The organism is Streptomyces sp. NPDC055815, from assembly GCF_053616475.1.
The window spans coordinates 1-16,256 of record NZ_JBSHDU010000125.1; the positions used below are offsets into that span (position 1 = coordinate 1).

13 protein-coding genes, 2 tRNA genes, 1 pseudogene and 1 riboswitch are annotated in these 16,256 nt (G+C 73.4%); of the genes and pseudogenes, 13 read left to right on the forward strand and 3 right to left on the reverse strand.

Annotated elements, in window-relative coordinates; all coding sequences use genetic code 11:
- Window positions 1-239 precede the first annotated feature (239 nt).
- Window positions 240-2,405 (forward strand): FG-GAP repeat domain-containing protein, encoded by a 2,166-nt coding sequence (locus ACWGN5_RS39980; RefSeq protein WP_453523404.1) that lies wholly within the window; start codon window positions 240-242, stop codon window positions 2,403-2,405.
- Between the two features lie 118 nt (window positions 2,406-2,523).
- Window positions 2,524-2,596, forward strand: a tRNA-Lys gene (locus tag ACWGN5_RS39985).
- Between the two features lie 86 nt (window positions 2,597-2,682).
- Here the strand turns inward: ACWGN5_RS39985 and ACWGN5_RS39990 are convergent.
- The gene (locus tag ACWGN5_RS39990; protein WP_453523406.1) at window positions 2,683-3,276 is read right to left on the reverse strand and encodes a dihydrofolate reductase family protein; all 594 of its coding nucleotides are present in this window, start codon (window positions 3,274-3,276) and stop codon (window positions 2,683-2,685) included.
- Window positions 3,277-3,497: 221 nt separating this feature from the next.
- Between ACWGN5_RS39990 and ACWGN5_RS39995 the strand changes: the two are divergent.
- A pseudogene (locus tag ACWGN5_RS39995) lies at window positions 3,498-4,869 on the forward strand (diacylglycerol/lipid kinase family protein).
- A 29-nt stretch (window positions 4,870-4,898) separates the two neighbouring features.
- Entirely contained in the window at window positions 4,899-5,483 is a 585-nt protein-coding gene (locus tag ACWGN5_RS40000) for a phosphatase PAP2 family protein (RefSeq protein WP_453523408.1), read from the forward strand.
- A 7-nt stretch (window positions 5,484-5,490) separates the two neighbouring features.
- Here ACWGN5_RS40000 and ACWGN5_RS40005 read toward each other — a convergent pair whose 3' ends face one another.
- Together ACWGN5_RS40005 and sigJ are read right to left on the reverse strand one after the other, a co-directional pair.
- A complete protein-coding gene (locus tag ACWGN5_RS40005) occupies window positions 5,491-6,801 on the reverse strand; it encodes a DUF1254 domain-containing protein (protein ID WP_453523410.1) in 1,311 nt (436 codons plus the stop codon).
- A 228-nt stretch (window positions 6,802-7,029) separates the two neighbouring features.
- Window positions 7,030-7,983, reverse strand: coding sequence for an RNA polymerase sigma factor SigJ (gene sigJ, locus ACWGN5_RS40010; protein WP_453523412.1), 954 nt, complete (start codon window positions 7,981-7,983; stop codon window positions 7,030-7,032).
- Between the two features lie 175 nt (window positions 7,984-8,158).
- On the opposite strand from sigJ, the gene ACWGN5_RS40015 reads away from it, so the two are divergent.
- The 9 genes from ACWGN5_RS40015 to ACWGN5_RS40055 form a co-directional block, all read left to right on the forward strand.
- On the forward strand, window positions 8,159-8,653 hold the full coding sequence (locus tag ACWGN5_RS40015) for a rhodanese-like domain-containing protein (RefSeq protein WP_351185415.1): 495 nt from the start codon (window positions 8,159-8,161) through the stop codon (window positions 8,651-8,653).
- A gap of 53 nt (window positions 8,654-8,706) precedes the next feature.
- Window positions 8,707-8,780 (forward strand) — tRNA-Met (locus ACWGN5_RS40020).
- Between the two features lie 107 nt (window positions 8,781-8,887).
- The gene (locus ACWGN5_RS40025) at window positions 8,888-9,628 is read left to right on the forward strand and encodes a MerR family transcriptional regulator (RefSeq protein WP_453523414.1); all 741 of its coding nucleotides are present in this window, start codon (window positions 8,888-8,890) and stop codon (window positions 9,626-9,628) included.
- Window positions 9,629-9,737: 109 nt separating this feature from the next.
- Window positions 9,738-10,115 carry a hypothetical protein gene (locus ACWGN5_RS40030; protein WP_453523416.1) on the forward strand — a complete coding sequence of 126 codons (378 nt, stop codon included), beginning with the start codon at window positions 9,738-9,740 and terminating at the stop codon, window positions 10,113-10,115.
- Between the two features lie 63 nt (window positions 10,116-10,178).
- Window positions 10,179-11,201, forward strand: coding sequence for a PLP-dependent cysteine synthase family protein (locus ACWGN5_RS40035; protein WP_453523418.1), 1,023 nt, complete (start codon window positions 10,179-10,181; stop codon window positions 11,199-11,201).
- Window positions 11,198-12,445 carry an MFS transporter gene (locus ACWGN5_RS40040; protein WP_453523420.1) on the forward strand — a complete coding sequence of 416 codons (1,248 nt, stop codon included), beginning with the start codon at window positions 11,198-11,200 and terminating at the stop codon, window positions 12,443-12,445. The genes ACWGN5_RS40035 and ACWGN5_RS40040 overlap by 4 nt, the downstream gene beginning before the upstream one ends.
- Window positions 12,446-12,604: 159 nt before the next feature.
- Entirely contained in the window at window positions 12,605-13,816 is a 1,212-nt protein-coding gene (locus ACWGN5_RS40045; RefSeq protein WP_453523422.1) for a PP2C family protein-serine/threonine phosphatase, read from the forward strand.
- Window positions 13,817-14,017: 201 nt separating this feature from the next.
- Window positions 14,018-14,165: riboswitch (cyclic di-AMP (ydaO/yuaA leader) on the forward strand.
- Window positions 14,166-14,176: 11 nt separating this feature from the next.
- Window positions 14,177-15,274, forward strand: coding sequence for a M23 family metallopeptidase (locus ACWGN5_RS40050; RefSeq protein ID WP_453523424.1), 1,098 nt, complete (start codon window positions 14,177-14,179; stop codon window positions 15,272-15,274).
- A gap of 44 nt (window positions 15,275-15,318) precedes the next feature.
- On the forward strand, window positions 15,319-16,256 hold a 938-nt coding region (locus tag ACWGN5_RS40055; protein WP_453523426.1), incomplete at its 3' end, for an aldo/keto reductase.

Consider the following 16,256-nt stretch of genomic DNA (forward strand, 5'->3'; position numbering starts at 1 on the left):
CGGGGCTTTTCTGGCTTTTACCGCGGCGGGGGCCCCTAACCCCCCCTCGGTGTCGTACGGGCCCCGCTCACTTTTGAACGGGTTCGGAATTCGCTTCCGCCGTCCCTGGGGCCGCTGTTACGCTCGCGCTACTTGCACGGGGGGTTCGCAAGTCCGGGGCACGCCGACGCGCGTTGCCGACCGCGGCACTGGGGGTGCCGCGTCTCCTCCGTGCACCCACTCGTATGCATGGAGACGACGTGAACCAGCACGCTCGGCCCCGCAGGGCCACTCTTCGCCGCGTCCTCGGCGCCACGCTCATACCCGTCGTCGGCCTCGGCATCGCGGCGACCACCGCGCCGGCCGCCTTCGCCGCGCCGACCGGGATCAACGCCGCCGCACCCGTGGCCCTCGACCCGTGGGCCCCGTCCGCTCCGCTGTCGGACGGGACGGCGCAGGACGACGTGCTCGACCTCAGGACGGCCAAGGACGGTACGGTCGTCGCCCTCACCCTCCGCGAGACCGGCGCCAACGGCCCGTACGAGCTCGGCTCGAGGGTGCGGCCGGCCGGCAGCACCGTCTGGGGCCCGCAGCAGACCCTCGTCACCACGAGCGACCGTCCCCAGGAAGCCGAACTCGCGGTCTCCGCCGACGGCTCCGTCCTGGCGAGCTGGACGCAGGGTGACGACTTCAGGATGGCCGTGCTCGACGCGGGGGCCACGACCTGGTCCGCCGCCACCGACATCGTGACGGAGGGGAGCACCTACAGCGGGAAGCTGGCCGGTTCCCCGTCCGGGCTGCTCGTCGCGGTGTGGACGCAGGTCGCGAACGGCAAGGCCGCGCTGTACTCCTCGGCCCGTACGGCCCCCGACGCGGCCTGGTCCGAGCCCGTCCGGCTGAACGAGGTCCTGCCCGACGCGGGCCTCGGCTCCGGCGCGGAGCTCGTCGTCTCGGACCAGGGCACGGCGACCGTCGCCTACGTCGAGAACGGCGCCACGGTCAGCCGGGTCAAGGTCACCGACCGGCTCGCCGACGGGAGCTGGACCACGCCCGCCACCGTCTCGAACCCGGCCTCCTACGCCAACAACCCCACTCTCGCCGTCGGCCACGACGGCAGCCTCGCGCTGGTCTTCGCGGACTGGGGGACCCCGAGCAGCGGCGAGTCCGTCCAGGTCTTCGCCCGCCGTCCGGCCGGCGGCGACCACTGGGGCAACGGCGGCCCGGCCAACGGTTTCGCGACCGGTGCCTGGCGGGAGGTCGTCGTCGGGCCCGAGGGCGATGTCACCCTGCTGGGCGTCGCGTACACCGAGGCCACCGGATTCGCCGCCCAGACCGTCACCTGGTCCGCGACGACGAATTCCTGGTCGCCGCTGAAGATCATCTCCACGGGGTACGTCCCGGACGACCAATTCGACCTCGCGGTCGGCCCCGACGGCACCGCGCACGCCATCTGGACCCAGGGCAGCGAGAACCGCAAGGTGATGGCCTCCTCCCAGGTGAACGGCACCTGGTCCGCGGCCCCGACGCCGCTGTCCACCAACACCAGCGGCTACGCCCTCGGCCAGGTGACCGCCGACGCCACGGGCCGCCCGGTCGCCGTCTGGGGCGAGACCGCCGGCTCCGGCTTCCAGCTCCGCACGGCCACCACCGCCCCCCGGCCGCTGCCCGCCTGGCGGGACGTCAGCGGGGACGGCAAGGGCGACCTGGTCGGGCTCACGTCCACCGGGACGCTGACCGTGCGGACCGGCACGGGCACCGGCGGGCTCGGCACCGGCTCCTCCACGGCGGGCTGGCCGGCCACCTCGACGGTCGTCCCCTTCGGGGACCTCTCCGGCGACCGCTGCAACGACCTCCTCGTGCGGGACGCCGCGGGCATGCTGACCCGGTACGACGGCGGCTGCGGCAAGGCGTTCGCGCCGGGCGGCCCGAAGGTGGCGCTCGGCGGCGGCTGGCAGATCTACAACAGCCTCACCGCGCCCGGCGACCTGACGGGCGACGGACGGACGGACCTCCTCGCCCGCACCTCGGCCGGTGAACTGTGGCTGTACGCCGACAACGGCGCGGGCACGTTCAAGCCGCGCGTGCGGATCGGCGTCGGCTGGCAGGCGTACAACACGCTCGTCGGCGTCGGCGACCTGAACGGCGACAAGGCGGGCGACCTGCTGGCCCGGGACACGGCCGGCGTGCTCTGGCGCTACTACGGCACCGGTACGGGCACGCTGGGCGCCCGCGTGAAGGTCGGCGCCGGCTGGCAGGCCTACAACTCGCTCGCGCCCGTCGGCGACTTCACCGGCGACGGCAAGGCCGACCTGGTCGCCCGGGACACGACGGGCGTGCTCTGGCGGTACGCGGGCACCGGCACGGGCGCCTTCGCCGGCCGGGTACAGATCGGCGGCGGCTGGCAGATGTACAAGACGCTGTCCTGACACCCCGCCCCTGCCGCGGGGCCCGCCCCCACGGCCGGGCCCGCGGCGCGGCCGGTGTCGGATACCCGATCGGTTCCGGGGCCCTCTCGGGCTATGCTGCACGGGTGTGTTTGTCCACGGGCCGTTAGCTCAATTGGCAGAGCAGTGGACTTTTAATCCATTGGTTGTGGGTTCGAGTCCCACACGGCCTACACGAAGCGGGCGAGGGAGAACCCTCTGACCTGCTACGGAGCGCCCCGACCGGTTTCTTTCGGTCGGGGCGCTTCTGTTGGGTGGGTCAGGGGGTCTGCGGGCGGCGGTAGGTGCAGACGTTGACGCCCTGGGGGCTGGTGGTCGTCGAGGTCAGTTCGAGGGTGCGGAGGGTGCCGTCGGACGGGAAGATCGACTTGCCGCCGCCGAGGAGCACCGGCATGACCATCAGGCGGAGTTCGTCGGCGAGGTCCTCGGCCAGGAGGGTGCGGGCGAGGCTGGGGCTGCCCATGACGAGGAGGTCACCGCCGGGGGCGTCGTGGAGTTCGTGGAGGCGGGCCAGGGCCTTGTCGGCGGGGATGAGGGTGGTGTTCCAGCCGAGGCCGGCCTCGGCGAGGGTGCCGGAGACGACGTACTTCGGGAGCGCGTTCATCCGGTCGGCGAAGGGGTCGCCGGTCCGCTCCGGCCAGGCGGCGGCCATGGTCTGCCAGGTGCGGCGGCCGAAGAGCAGGGCCTCGGCCCGCTCGGTCGCCTCGGCGAACGCGCCGCCCACGACCTCCGGGTCGAAGAAGGGGTGCGTCCAGCCGCCGTGCGCGAAGCCGCCGTCGGTGTCCTCCTCGGGACCGCCGGGGGCCTGGACGACGCCGTCGAGGCTGATGAACTCGCTGATCACGATGCGCATGGGGTCGGTCCTGTTCGTCCGTGGCTTCTTCGCTGTGCCGTACGGGAATCTAGACGGGCTCGGGGTAGGGAAGTCATCGGTTGCCGGGGACTTTCCCGGAGAACTTTTCCGGGAGCTTCTCGGTCCTTGTTCTTGGAGCTCCGTTCGTCCGAACGGCTTCGTGCGGGGGCGGCGCCGGGCAGCGTGGGGAAACGTGGACGCGGAGTGTGGAGGTGGGGTCGGTGGCGGCGAGACGTTCCGGTGATCCGGCGGGGGAGGCCCAGGAGCTGGCCCGTTGGGCGCTGTTCGCGACGGGCGGTGCGGTGGTGGCCCTGCTCACCGCGCTCGGCAGCGGGCTGCTGATCCTGCTGAGCGGGATCGTGGGGTTCGCCGCGACGGCCGCGGGCGTCTGGTGGTTCCTCGCGCACCGCGGGCCGGTCCGGGTGTTCGGGGCGCTGCTCGCGGTGGCCGCGCCCCTCGGCACGCTCGGCCTGTACGTCGCCGGCGGCGTCTGGGTGAACGCCCTCGTGGCCCTGGGCCTGTGGGCCGTGGCGCTGTCCTGCGCGCGGGCCGCGCTGCGCCGTCCGGAGGACGAGCGGGCGGCGCTGATGCGGGGCGAATCGGGTTCCCCCGCCCCGCCGGCCCGTGCTGATCATGAATCCGAAGTCCGGCGGCGGGAAGGTCGGGCGGTTCGGGCTCGTCGCGCGGGCGGAGGCGCTCGGGGCCCAGGTGATCCTGCTGGACCCGGCCGCGCCCGCCGATGTCGCCGGGCTCGCCCGGAAGGCCGTCGCCGAGGGCGCCGATCTCCTCGGGGTGGCGGGCGGCGACGGCACGCAGGCCCTCGTGGCCGAGGTCGCCGCCGAGCACGACCTGCCGTTCCTGGTCGTCTCGGCCGGCACCCGCAACCACTTCGCCATGGACCTGGGCCTCGACCGCACCGACCCGTCCCGCTGCCTCGACGCGCTGCGCGACGGCGAGGAACTCCGGATCGACCTCGGCGACGTCGCCGGCCGGCCCTTCGTCAACACCGTCTCCTTCGGGGTGTACGCGGACGTGGTCCAGCGCCCCGAGTACCGCGACGACAAGGCGGGCACCGCGCTCGACGTGCTGCCCGATCTGCTGCAGGGCGGTGAGGGCGATCGTCTCGACGCGACCGCGGACTCCGTCCCGCTGACGGGCCAGCAGGCGCTGCTCGTCAGCAACAACCCCTACGCCACCCCCGATCCGTTCGCCGCGGTCGCCGCCCGCAGGACCCGTCTCGACGGCGGCGCGCTCGGGGTGATCGGCATCCGTGTGGACGGCGCCGCGCAGGCCGCCGAGCTGGCCGTCCTGGGCACCCAGGCGACCGGCCTGAACGTCCTGACGGCCCGTAGGGTGGAGGTCCTGGGCATCCCGGGCGCCGTCATCTCCGTCGCCGTGGACGGCGAGGCCCTGACGCTGCCGACGCCCGTCGTCTGCACCCTGCGCCCGCGCGCCCTGCGGGTCCTCGTGCCCCGCGACCGGCCGGGGTCGCCGGTGCCCGCGCCGCCGCTGGACTGGCGGCGGCTCACCCGGCTGGCCTTCCCCGAGCAGCCCGCCGCGGGAAGGAACCCGTGGGACACCCGTACCTCTTGAACCCCAGTACCCCTGACTAGGAGCGGCGCATGACCGACGACACGAGGACCGGGACCGTCCGGGCGGTCCTGCACGACATCCGGGCCGTGGACGGCGCCGTGTACGGGGCGGTGGCCTCGACGCCGACGCCGACGCTCGACACGGCGTTCCGCCGGCTCTCCGCGGCGGCCGACCATTCCAAGATCTCGTTCACGATCGCGGCGGCGCTCGCGCTCGTGCCGGGCCGGCCGCGGAAGGCGGCGCTCGCCGGGGTCGGGGCGATCGCGGTGGCCTCGGCCTCGGCGAACCTGCTCGGCAAGCGGCTCGTCCACCGGGCGAGGCCGGACCGGGAGGCGGCCCGGGTGGTGGTGGGCCGTCATGTGCCCATGCCGGCCTCGGCGTCGTTCCCTTCGGGGCACACCGCGTCGGCGGTCGCCTTCGCCACCGCCGTGGGCTCGGTGCTGCCGCCCGCCGCGCTGCCCCTCGCGGTGCTTGCCTGGACCGTGGGCTACTCCCGGGTGCACACCGGGGTCCACTACCCGGGCGACGTCGCCGCGGGCGCCGTCCTCGGGGTCGCGAGCGCGGGTGTCTCCCTGGCGGCGGCCGGGAGCTGGTGGGCCGCCAGGGGGAAGTGACCCGGGATCAGCCGGTGACGGCGAGGGGCGGGAGCCGCCAGCTGCCGTCGAGGACGGAGGGATCGGGGCCGTACAGCCGGACGACGAGGCTGAACGGGCCGTCGGGGGCGGGCAGCCAGTTCGCCGCTTCCTTCGGGTCGGCCGGGCGGTCCTTCCGTACGTGGAGGGTGAGGCCGCCGTCGTCGTCGTACACGAGCCCCGGGGTGCGGTCGCCGATCGAGTACCGGTCGATCGCGTTGGCGACGAGCTGCCGCTCGGGCAGGCCGTAGAGGGTGACCGACCAGAAGAAGCGCGCCGGGGGCAGCTGTCCGGGCGGGAAGCGGACGACGTGGTCGTGGTCGGCGCCGCTCGGGGGGTGGTTGCCGCGGTCGTCCGCCGACCAGCCGCCGTACCAGGCCTCGGCCGCGGGGAGGCCGTAGAGCCCGACGTCGGCGGCGACCGCGCGGCCGATGTAGTCGTCGCCGAGCTCCGCGCGCGTGCCGAAGAGGTCCGTGGAGAGGTGGGCGACCGCCACGGCCTTCTCCAGGCGCGCCCGGCCGTCCGCGATGCCCTGTTCGACGGCCGCCCGGAGCTCGGGGGAGAGCGCGGCCGGTTCGAACTCGCCGCTGCCGGAGACGCCGAGCGCCGCGAGCCGGTCGCGGATCCCGCGCTCCTTCTCGAGCACGGGGAAGAACCGGAGCAGGAAGTCGAGGAGCGTGAAGAACTCGATCGTCCCGAGGTCCTCCTCGCGCCAGACCGGCCAGACCGGTTCGTCGACGGGGTGCGGGGCGGCCGTGTCCGTGTACGCGGAGAGGGGGCGGAGCTCGTACCGCTCCTGGATCGCGCGGAGGGCGGGGACGTCCTCGGGGCCGGCGAGGTAGGTCCGGCCGATGATGCCGACGAGGAAGGTGTCGGCGCGCAGGACGCTCGCGATGCCCTCGGGGACGGTGCCGTTCCAGCCGGGTCCTGCGACGAGGTGGTGGCCGGCGGCCGGGCCGGTCGTACGGGAGCCGATGTAGCCGACGAACGCGGTGTCGAGGTCGTGCGGCGGCAGCACGTAGTAGCGGTCGACGGCCGGGACGGAGACCACGACGGGCTCGGCGCGCAGGTCGAGCCAGGCCACGGAGTACGGGGTGTCGTTGTTCGGGGTCACGACGTCCGTGTCGGCCGGGGTCAGCAGCTTCGCGTAGTGCCGGAAGCGGCCGAAGCCGCCGAGGTACCGGGGGTCGTCGGAGTCGATCGCCTGCGGGTACATCGTGCGGTAGTTGTCCAGGATCGGGTAGCCCCAGATCCAGGCGTCGGCCGCCGTCCGGCGGGCCTCCTCGGGGGTCAGCTGCACGGTGGCCGCCTTTACGGGCAGAAGGGAACCAACCCGTACAAACTCGCACGGACGGTTCCCTCCCGCATGTGGGCCGGTCGCGGTGCTCCCGCCGGAGTCGGCACTCCGCCGGGGTCAGCACTCCGCCGGGATCAGCACTCCGCCGGAGTCAGCACTCCGCCGGAGTCGGTACTCGCCTCAGCGCTCCGCCGGTCTCAGTGCCCCGCCGGCCTCAGCGCTCCGCCGGTCTCAGTGCTCCGCGCGTGCCAGGTCCTCCTCCGTGAGGCCCAGCGTGGCCATCCGCTCCGGGTCCGCCAGGATGTGCAGCTCGACGATCCGGTCCTCGACGATCGTGAACGTCATGATCGAGCCAGGGCGTCCGTCGACGACCGACACCACCGCGGGCTGGCCGTTGGCCACGACCCGCAGCGTGTCCGTACGGAACTTCGCGTACGTGAGGGCCTGCGCGATGACCGCCTCGGCGCCCCGCACGAGCTTGGAGACGGCCGCGAGGGTCCGGCCGCCGTCCGCGCGCAGCACCACGTCCGGGTCGAGGACGGCGAGCAGCCCCTCGAAGTCGCCGCCGTGCGCGGCGGCGAGGAAGGCGTCGGCGATCTCCCGCTGGCGGCGCGCGTCCGGACCGGGGGCCGGGGTGGCGTCCTGCACGCGGCGGCGGGCTCGGCTGGCGAGCTGGCGGGTGGCGGCCGGGGTGCGGTCCACGATCTTCGCGATGTCGTCGAAGGAGACGGCGAACATGTCGTGCAGCACGAACGCGAGCCGCTCCGCGGGACCCAGGGTGTCCAGGACGACGAGGAGCGCGAGCCCGACGGACTCGGTGAGCTCGGCCGCCTGCTCCGGGTCGGTGGTGTCGGCGACCCGGACCACCGGATCGGGGACGTAGTACTCCAGCGGGTCCTCGCGCCGCGAGGAGCGCGAGCGCAGCATGTCGAGGCAGACGCGGCCGACGACCGTGGTCAGCCAGCCGCTGAGGTTCTCCACGCCGCTGACGTCGCTGCGGCTGAGCTTGAACCAGGCCTCCTGGACGGCGTCCTCGGCCTCGCTGAGCGAGCCCAGCATCCGGTAGGCCACCGCCCGCAGATGGCCGCGGTCGGCGTCGAAGCGCCGGGCCAGGAATTCCTTGTCGAGTCTCTGGTCCTGGGTCTCGTGGTCCACTCGTCGTTCTCCCCGTTCGCGTCCCGTCATGCCGTCATGACGGATCGAATGCCGTAGGTGTGACAGCGGAGGCGAGCGCGACGGGGGACCGGTACGTGAGATCCCCGCCGTCTCGTGGCGAACGCCCGGGATTCCCCGGCCGAAGCCCCCGACCACCGTGAATCCCCACTTCAGCACGGTGATCTTCGTCCGTAGATTGATCACCATGACGACGACGACGACGCAGGTCAACCCCGTACTCCGCACCCCGCCGGCCTCCCCCGCCGCGGCGGCCGCCTACTTCTCGGCCAGCCTCGCCTTCCACGCCGACGTCTCCGACGTGGCCTCCGCGCTCGCCACCGCCGCCGCCGAGGGCACCGACCCGGGCTTCGTCGTGATCGACTCCCGCTCCACCGCCTCCTGGGACCAGGGCCACGTCCCCGGCGCGATCCACCTGCCGACCGCGCTCATCCCCGAGCAGGCCGAGCAGCTGCTCGACCGGTCCGTGCCGGTCGTCACGTACTGCTGGGGCCCCGGCTGCAACGGCGCCACCCGCGCCGCGCTCGCCCTCGCCGAGCTGGGCTTCCAGGTGAAGGAGATGCTCGGCGGCTTCGAGTACTGGGTGCGCGAGGGCTTCGCGTACGAGACCTGGGAGGGCCCCGCGGAGAAGGCTGCCGACCCGCTGACGGCGCCGGTCGACTCCGACGACTGCGGGTGCTGACGTAAACCGATTTCGTGATCGCCCCGGTCATGCCGTAGAGTCGTGTTCACCGACGCGGGGTGGAGCAGCTCGGTAGCTCGCTGGGCTCATAACCCAGAGGTCGCAGGTTCAAATCCTGTCCCCGCTACTCAGTAGCAACGAAGGCCCGGATCCATTCACTGGATCCGGGCCTTCGTCGTTTCCCGGTTCTCTCCGCTTGACCTTTACGCAACGTCAAGATTTAGCGTTCTCGGCATGGAGTGGTCGATCCAGGAGATCGCCAAGAAGGCCGGCACCACCAGCCGCACCCTCCGCCACTACGGGGAGCGCGGACTGCTGGAGCCGAGCCGGATCGGCGCGAACGGTTACCGGTACTACGACCAGGCGGCGCTCGTGCGGCTGCAGCGGATCCTGCTGCTGCGCGAGCTGGGGCTCTCGCTGCCCGCCATCGCCGAGGTCCTCGCCGGGCAGCGGGACACGTCCGCCGCCCTGCGCACCCATCTCGCCCTCCTGGAGCAGGAGCGAGAGCGCATCGGACGCCAGATCGCGTCGGTGCGGACCACTCTCCACAAGACCGAGGAGGGAGAAGAGCTCATGGCCGAGGAAGTGTTCGACGGTTTCGACCACACGCGGTACGAGGAGGAGGTCACCGAGCGCTGGGGCCGCGACGCGTACGAGAAGGGCGACCGCTGGTGGCGTTCGCTCACCGACGCGCAGAAGAAGGCGTTCAAGGACGAGCAGGCCGGCATCGCCCGTGACTTCGGGCGGGCCGCCCGGGACGGCCTGGCGGCCGACAGCGAGGAGGTGCAGGCGATCACGCGGCGCCAGGTCGCCTGGCTGTCGACGACCATGACGCCGAGCAAGGAGTACCTGATCGGTCTCGGGCAGATGTACGTCGACGACCCGCGCTTCACCGTGAACTACGACCAGCACGGCGAGGGCACCGCGATCCTCGTCCGCGACGCGATGAAGGTCTACGCCGAGCGGAACCTCTGAGGGACCCGTCGGATGTAACTCTGAGAGACCTGTCTGATGTAAACGGTGGCCGAAACCGGGCCCGCCTCTTTGCGCGGGCGGCGCACCCCACCGTAGCCTCACGCGCACCATGAGTGACCAGCGTGTGAGCGAAGTGAGCCGGCGGGCGCCCGCCGTGCTCGTCCTGCTCGCGCTCCTCGCCCTCCTGGTGAGCGTCTGCCACGGCTCCCACGGGCACGTCCTGCCGAACTCCGGCACCGCGACCCTCTCCGCCCCCGCGCTCCCGCACGGCTGCGAGCGGCCCGGGGACGCCTGGACCTTCGACGCCCACCTCCCCGCCCAGGCCGCCGCCTCCCAGCCCGCCGCGCCCGACGCCGGCGGAGCCGCGGTCCTGCCGTACGCGGCGGACCTCCGCACCGATCCCCGCGCGCGCTGCGTCCGGGACCGGGCGGGCCCAGGACCCGAGCCGGGCCGACTGCTCATCGCCCTCGGGGTGGACCGGAACTGAGCCGGGTCCCGCATCCGCGTGACCAGGTTCCCTTTCGCGTACCCACCCCAAGGACGTACTCCCATGACCGCACCACTGATGCTTCCCGTCGAAGGGCAGACCGTCGGCAACACCCCCGTCCTGTGGACGGACGACGGCTACTGGGCCAAGCTCGAAGGCTTCAACTTCGGCGGGATCAAGGACCGCGCCGCCCTCTACATGGTCGAGCAGGCCCGCCGCCGCGGGGAGCTGCGGCCCGGCGCCCCGATCGTCGAGTCGACCTCCGGCACCCTCGGTCTCGGCCTCGCCCTCGCGGGCGTGCTCCACGGCCACCCCGTGCACGTCGTCACCGACCCCGGTCTCGAACCGATCGTCGAGCGGATGCTCGTCGCCCACGGCGCCCGGGTCCACGTCGTCCCCGAGCCCAGCCCGCAGGGCGGCTGGCAGCAGGCCCGGATGGACCGGGTCGCCGAGCTGCTCCTGAGCCTCGACGGGGCCTGGTGGCCCGACCAGTACGGGAACCCCGACAACCCCGCCGCGTACGCGGGTCTCGCCGCCGAACTGTCCGCGCAGCTCGACCGCATCGACGTCCTCGTCTGCGCGGTCGGCACCGGCGGCCACTCCGCCGGGATCTCCCGGGCCCTGCGCGCCACCAGCAGCCCGGCCCTGGAGCTGGTCGGCGTGGACTCGGTGAACTCCACCGTCTTCGGCCTGCCCGCCGGGGAGCGCCTCATGCGCGGCCTCGGCTCCTCCATCCACCCCGGGAACGTGGACCACGGGGCCTTCGACGAGGTGCACTGGGTGGGTCCCGCGGAGGCGGTCAGGACGGCCCGCCGGCTGGCCTCGCGGCACTTCGCGACGGGCGGCTGGAGCGTCGGCGCGGTCGCGCTCGTGGCCGGCTGGCTGGCCCGGACGCGGCCGCGCGGGACCCGGATCGCGGCCGTCTTCCCGGACGGGCCGCAGCGGTACTTCGACACCGTCTTCAACGACGAGTTCTGCGCGGCGCACGGGCTGCTCGACGGACCCGTACGGGAGGACCCGGTGGCGTACGTCTCCGACGCGACCGTCAGCGGCTGGACCCGACGGGTCCTGGAGCGCGCGAAGTGACGACGGCGGCGGCCCCCGCCAAGGGGGGCATCTGGAAGCAGAGCCGCACCTTCGATCCGGCCGTGCGGCTGCTCTTCCTCAACCAGCTCACCATCAACCTCGGCTTCTACATGCTCATGCCCTACCTGGCCGCGCACCTCGCGGACGGGCTCGGCATGGCCGCCTGGGCCGTCGGGCTGGTCCTCGGCGCCCGGAACCTCTCCCAGCAGGGCATGTTCCTGGTCGGCGGGGCGCTCGCCGACCGGCTCGGTTTCAAGCCGCTCATCGTGGCCGGCTGCGCGCTGCGGACGGTCGGCTTCGGGGCGCTCGCGTTCGCGCAGTCGCTGCCGATGCTGATCGCGGCCTCGCTCGCGACGGGTCTCGCGGGAGCCCTCTTCAACCCCGCCGTGCGGGCCTGTCTCGCGGCGGAGGCGGGGGAGGAGCGCCGGGTGGAGGCCTTCGCGCTGTTCAACACGTACTACCAGGCGGGCATTCTGCTCGGGCCGCTCGTCGGGGTGGCCCTGACGGGGGTGTCGTTCCGGCTGACGTGCGTGGTCGCGGCGGTGCTGTTCGCCGGCCTGACCCTCGTACAGCTCCGGCATCTGCCCGTACGGGCCGCGTCCGGTCCTGCCGACGGGAAGGGGGAGCGCGGGCAGTTCCGTACCGTCCTCGCGCACCGGACGTTCTGGCTCTTCTCGCTCGCCATGACCGGCTCGTACGTGCTGTCCTTCCAGGTCTATCTGGCGCTGCCGCTCGCGGCGGGCGGTACGGGTGCGACGACGGCGCTGTTCGCGGTGTCGGCGCTCGTCGCGCTCGCCGGGCAGCTGCGGATCACGGCCTGGTGCCGGCGCCGCCTCAGCCGGGAGCGGTGCCTCGTGCTCGGGCTCGCCCTGATGGGCGGGGCGTTCCTGGTGCCGGCCGTCCTGGGACGCGGCCTGCCGGGGCTGCTGCTGTGCGCGGCGGTCCTGGCCGTCGCGAACGCGGTGCTCTACCCGTACGAGATGGACACCGTCGTCGCCCTGTCCCGGGGGCGCTGGGTGGCCACCCACTACGGGCTCTACAACACCGTGTGCGGGGTCGGGATCACCCTCGGGAACCTGGGCACGGGCGCGCTCCTCGACGTCACCGGCTGGTCGGCGGCGCCGTGGCTGGTGCTGTGCGCGGTCGGCCTGGGGTGTGCGGCGGCGATGGCGCTGCTCGCCCGGGGCGGGCGGCTGGCGGAGGAGGCGGCGGGTCCGGTCCCGGGCCAGGCGTCCTCCGGCTGATCCCGTACGGGGGCGGGGCGGAGGAGGTGCCCTCCGGCTGACCCTGGCCCGCCCCGTACGCCACCTGGCCCCACGGGAGTCGCCGCCCCGTCCGGCGGCGGCCACCCTGGGAGGGCGCGGTGCGGACCGCGGCCGGTCGGACCGGGCAGGAGAGCACAGGTGGGGCACCCCCTAGGAGCGGCGGGCGGAGGGCGGCGGGGCGGCGGGGGCCGTCCCGCGTACGGCGGCGCACGGCGGTTCATCCGGGCGCTGCCCCCGCTGGTCATCGTGGGCGGTGTCGTCTTCGACCTGTCGACCCCGCCCGCGTACACGGCGTCGCCGCTCTTCTCCGCCGCCCCGCTGATCGCCGCGCCCTTCTTCTCCACCCTGATCACCCTGCTCACCGGGATCGGCGCCGTCCTCGCCTCCATCGGGCTGCACATCTACAACGGCACCGACGACGAGATCCCCGCCCTCACCGAGACCCTGACCGTCGTGACCGTCTCGGCGCTCGCGCTCCTCATCAACCGGGTGGTGCGCCGCAGCGGCGAGCGGCTCGCGTCGGCGCGGGTCATCGCGGAGACGGCGCAGAAGGCGGTGCTGCCGATGCCCGCCGAGCGGATCGGCGGGCTGCAGTGCGCGGCGCGGTACGAGGCGGCGCAGGCCGACGCGTTCATCGGCGGTGACCTGTTCGCCGTCCAGGACACCCCGCACGGGGTGCGGCTCGTGGTCGGGGACGTCCGGGGCAAGGGGATGGACGCGGTCGAGGCCGTCGCGGTCGTCATCGGCGCCTTCCGGGAGGCGGCGGAGCAGGAGCGGAACCTGGAGGGCGTGGCGCAGCGCCTCGAACGCGCCCTGACCCGGGAGGGCACCCGGCGGGACGGGCTCGACGCCTTCGAGGGGTTCACGACGGCCGTCCTGGCCGAGATCCCGCGCGGCGACGGGGGCGGGACCTTCGAGGGTTTCGTACGGGTCGTCAACCGCGGGCACCCGCCGCCGCTGATGCTGTACGCGGACGGGCGCGTGGATCCGCTGGAACCGGGCGAGGCGGCCCTGCCGCTCGGCATGGGGGAGCTGGCGGCGTGGCCGGACCGGGCCGAGGCGCGGCCGTTCCCGGCGGGCGCGACACTGCTCTTCTACACGGACGGCCTCTCGGAGGCGCGGAACGCGGTGGGCGTCTTCTACGATCCGGCGGCGCGGCTCGCCGGGCGGATCTTCCCGGGACCCGAGGAGCTGCTCGACGCGCTCGTGGACGACGTACGGCTCCACACGGGCGGCGGGTCGACCGACGACATGGCGCTGCTCGCGGTGAGCCGGCCGGCGACGGGGCAGCCCGAGCGGCGCCGGACGATGCCGGTGGTGCCGCCGGGCGGGTCCGGTCACCAGGCGTAGTCGAAGGGTGTCACTGCGATAACAATTGACATAACGTCAGATCGCGAGTGTTTGGCGGTCCTTCGCTGAAGGGGGGTCAAGTCGGGCGATTACCTCTCAATTCAATGAATGATCAAGAGGAACAGCTTGGAATCGGGACCCCCTGTCTATTAACGTTCGATAACGCAGCGCGGTCGTCCCAGCCGTCGCAAGAGGCGGCACCGTGCGCACGCGCCGAATCCTGAAAAGGAACCGGGGAACCACCACTTGGGGTGAATCGGGCCCCTTCGCACTCGTGCGAGCGAGCCCGTAGGAGACCTTCCTGCTCCGAACCCGTCAGCTAACCCGGTAGGCGAGACGGAAGGAAAGGAGCGCGCCCCCGTGGCGTCCAACACCCCCGCACCCGAAGCCCCCTTCGACGCCTTCGGTGGCGGTGCGGGTCCCGCAGCCCCGGACACCGAGTGGAACCCCACCGAGGGATCCCTCCGCGCGGAGAGCCGCTCCGGCGGCCGGCACCGGGTCGTCAAGCAGCGCTCCAACTTCGCCCGCTCCTCCACCGTCCTCGGCGTCGGCGTGATCGCCGCCGTCGGCGCGGGCGGCCTCGCCACCGCGCAGGAGAAGCCCCCGGTGGCCATATCGCTGCCGGACCTCCCCGACCTGAACCTGCCGGACGCCCACGACCTCCCCGGCGTCGGCGACCTCCTCCCCGAGGAGGACAGCGAGCCCGTCACCGAGGCCCGCGCCAACCCGAACCCGCTCACCTCCGCCACGTACACCAACGCGGCCGACGAGCGCACCGAGCAGACCGCCCCCGCCGCGGGCGAGGCCCTGCGCGCCCGCATCCTCCAGCAGGCCGAGCAGCAGCAGGCCTCCGCCGACGCCGCCGAGCTCGCCGCGGCCGAGAAGGCGGCGGCCGAGAAGGCCGCCGCGGAGGCCGCCGCCAAGGAAGCCGCCGCGGAGAAGGCCGCCGCCGACGCCAAGGCGAAGGCCGAGGCGGAAGCCAAGGCCAAGGCGGAGGCGGAAGCCAGGGCGAAGGCCGAGGCGGCCGCCGAGGCCGAGCGCCTCGCCCAGCTCGCCGCCAGCTACTCGCTGCCGGTCTCCTCGTACACCCTCACCGCCACCTACATGCAGTCCGGCTCGATGTGGTCCTCCGGCTACCACACCGGCCTCGACTTCGCCGCCCCCACGGGCACCCCGCTCAAGGCGGTCCACGGCGCCACCGTCAAGTCCGCCGGCTGGTCCGGCTCCTACGGCTACCGGATCGTCCTGGAGCTGGAGGACGGCACCGAGGTCTGGTACTGCCACCTCTCCTCCATGCTGGTCAGCGCCGGCCAGACCGTGTCCACCGGCGAGACCATCGGCCGCGTCGGCGCCACCGGCAACGTCACCGGCGCCCACCTCCACATGGAGGTCCACACCGCGGGCGGCGACGGCATCGACCCGGCGGCCTGGCTCCGCTCCAAGGGCCTCAGCCTCTGAGCGGATCCGGAATAGGCCCGGCGGCGCGGACGGTTGATCGAAACATGACCTCCCTCCGCCCGCTGGGCAGCTCCGACCTGCACGTCTTCCCCGTGGCCCTGGGCGGCAACGTCTTCGGCTGGACCGCCGACGAGGCCCAGTCCTTCGCCGTCCTCGACGCCTACGCCGCCGCCGGCGGCAACTTCGTCGACTCCGCCGACGTCTACTCCGCGTGGGCCGACGGCAACGAGGGCGGCGAGTCCGAGACCGTCATCGGCCGCTGGCTCGCCTCCCGCGGCAACCGCTCCGACATCGTCGTCGCCACCAAGGTCGGCGCCCACCCCCGGTTCAAGGGCCTCTCCGCCACCACCATCAAGTCCGGCGCGGAGGAGTCCCTGCGCCGCCTCGGCACCGACCACATCGACCTCTACTACACGCACTTCGACGACGAATCCGTCCCCGTCGAGGAGATCGTCACCGCCCTCGACCAGCTGGTGAAGGACGGCAAGGTGCGGGCCGTCGCCGCCTCCAACATCTCCCCGGAGCGGCTGCGCGCCTCCCTCGACTTCGCCGAGGCCGAGGGCCTCAGCCGCTACGTCGCCCTCCAGCCGCACTACAACCTGGTCTCCCGCGACACCTACGAGGGCCCGCTCCTGGAGACCGTCGAGCAGGCCGGGCTCTCGGCCGTCCCGTACTACGGGCTCGCGGCCGGCTTCCTCACCGGCAAGTACCGCCCCGGGAAGACCGTCGAGAGCGCCCGCGCCCACCGCGCCGCCGAGCTCGCCGAGACCGAGCGCGGGCAGGCCGTGCTCTCCGCCCTCGACACGGTCGCCGAGGCGCACGAGGCGGAGCTCGCCACCGTCGCCCTCGCCTGGCTCGCCGCCCGGCCCACCGTCGCCGCGCCGATCGCCTCGGCCCGCACGGTCGAACAGCTCCCGGCGCTTGTGGCGGCCGCCGACCTGAAGCTGACGGAGGCCGAGCTGACGCTCCTGACGGAGGCGTC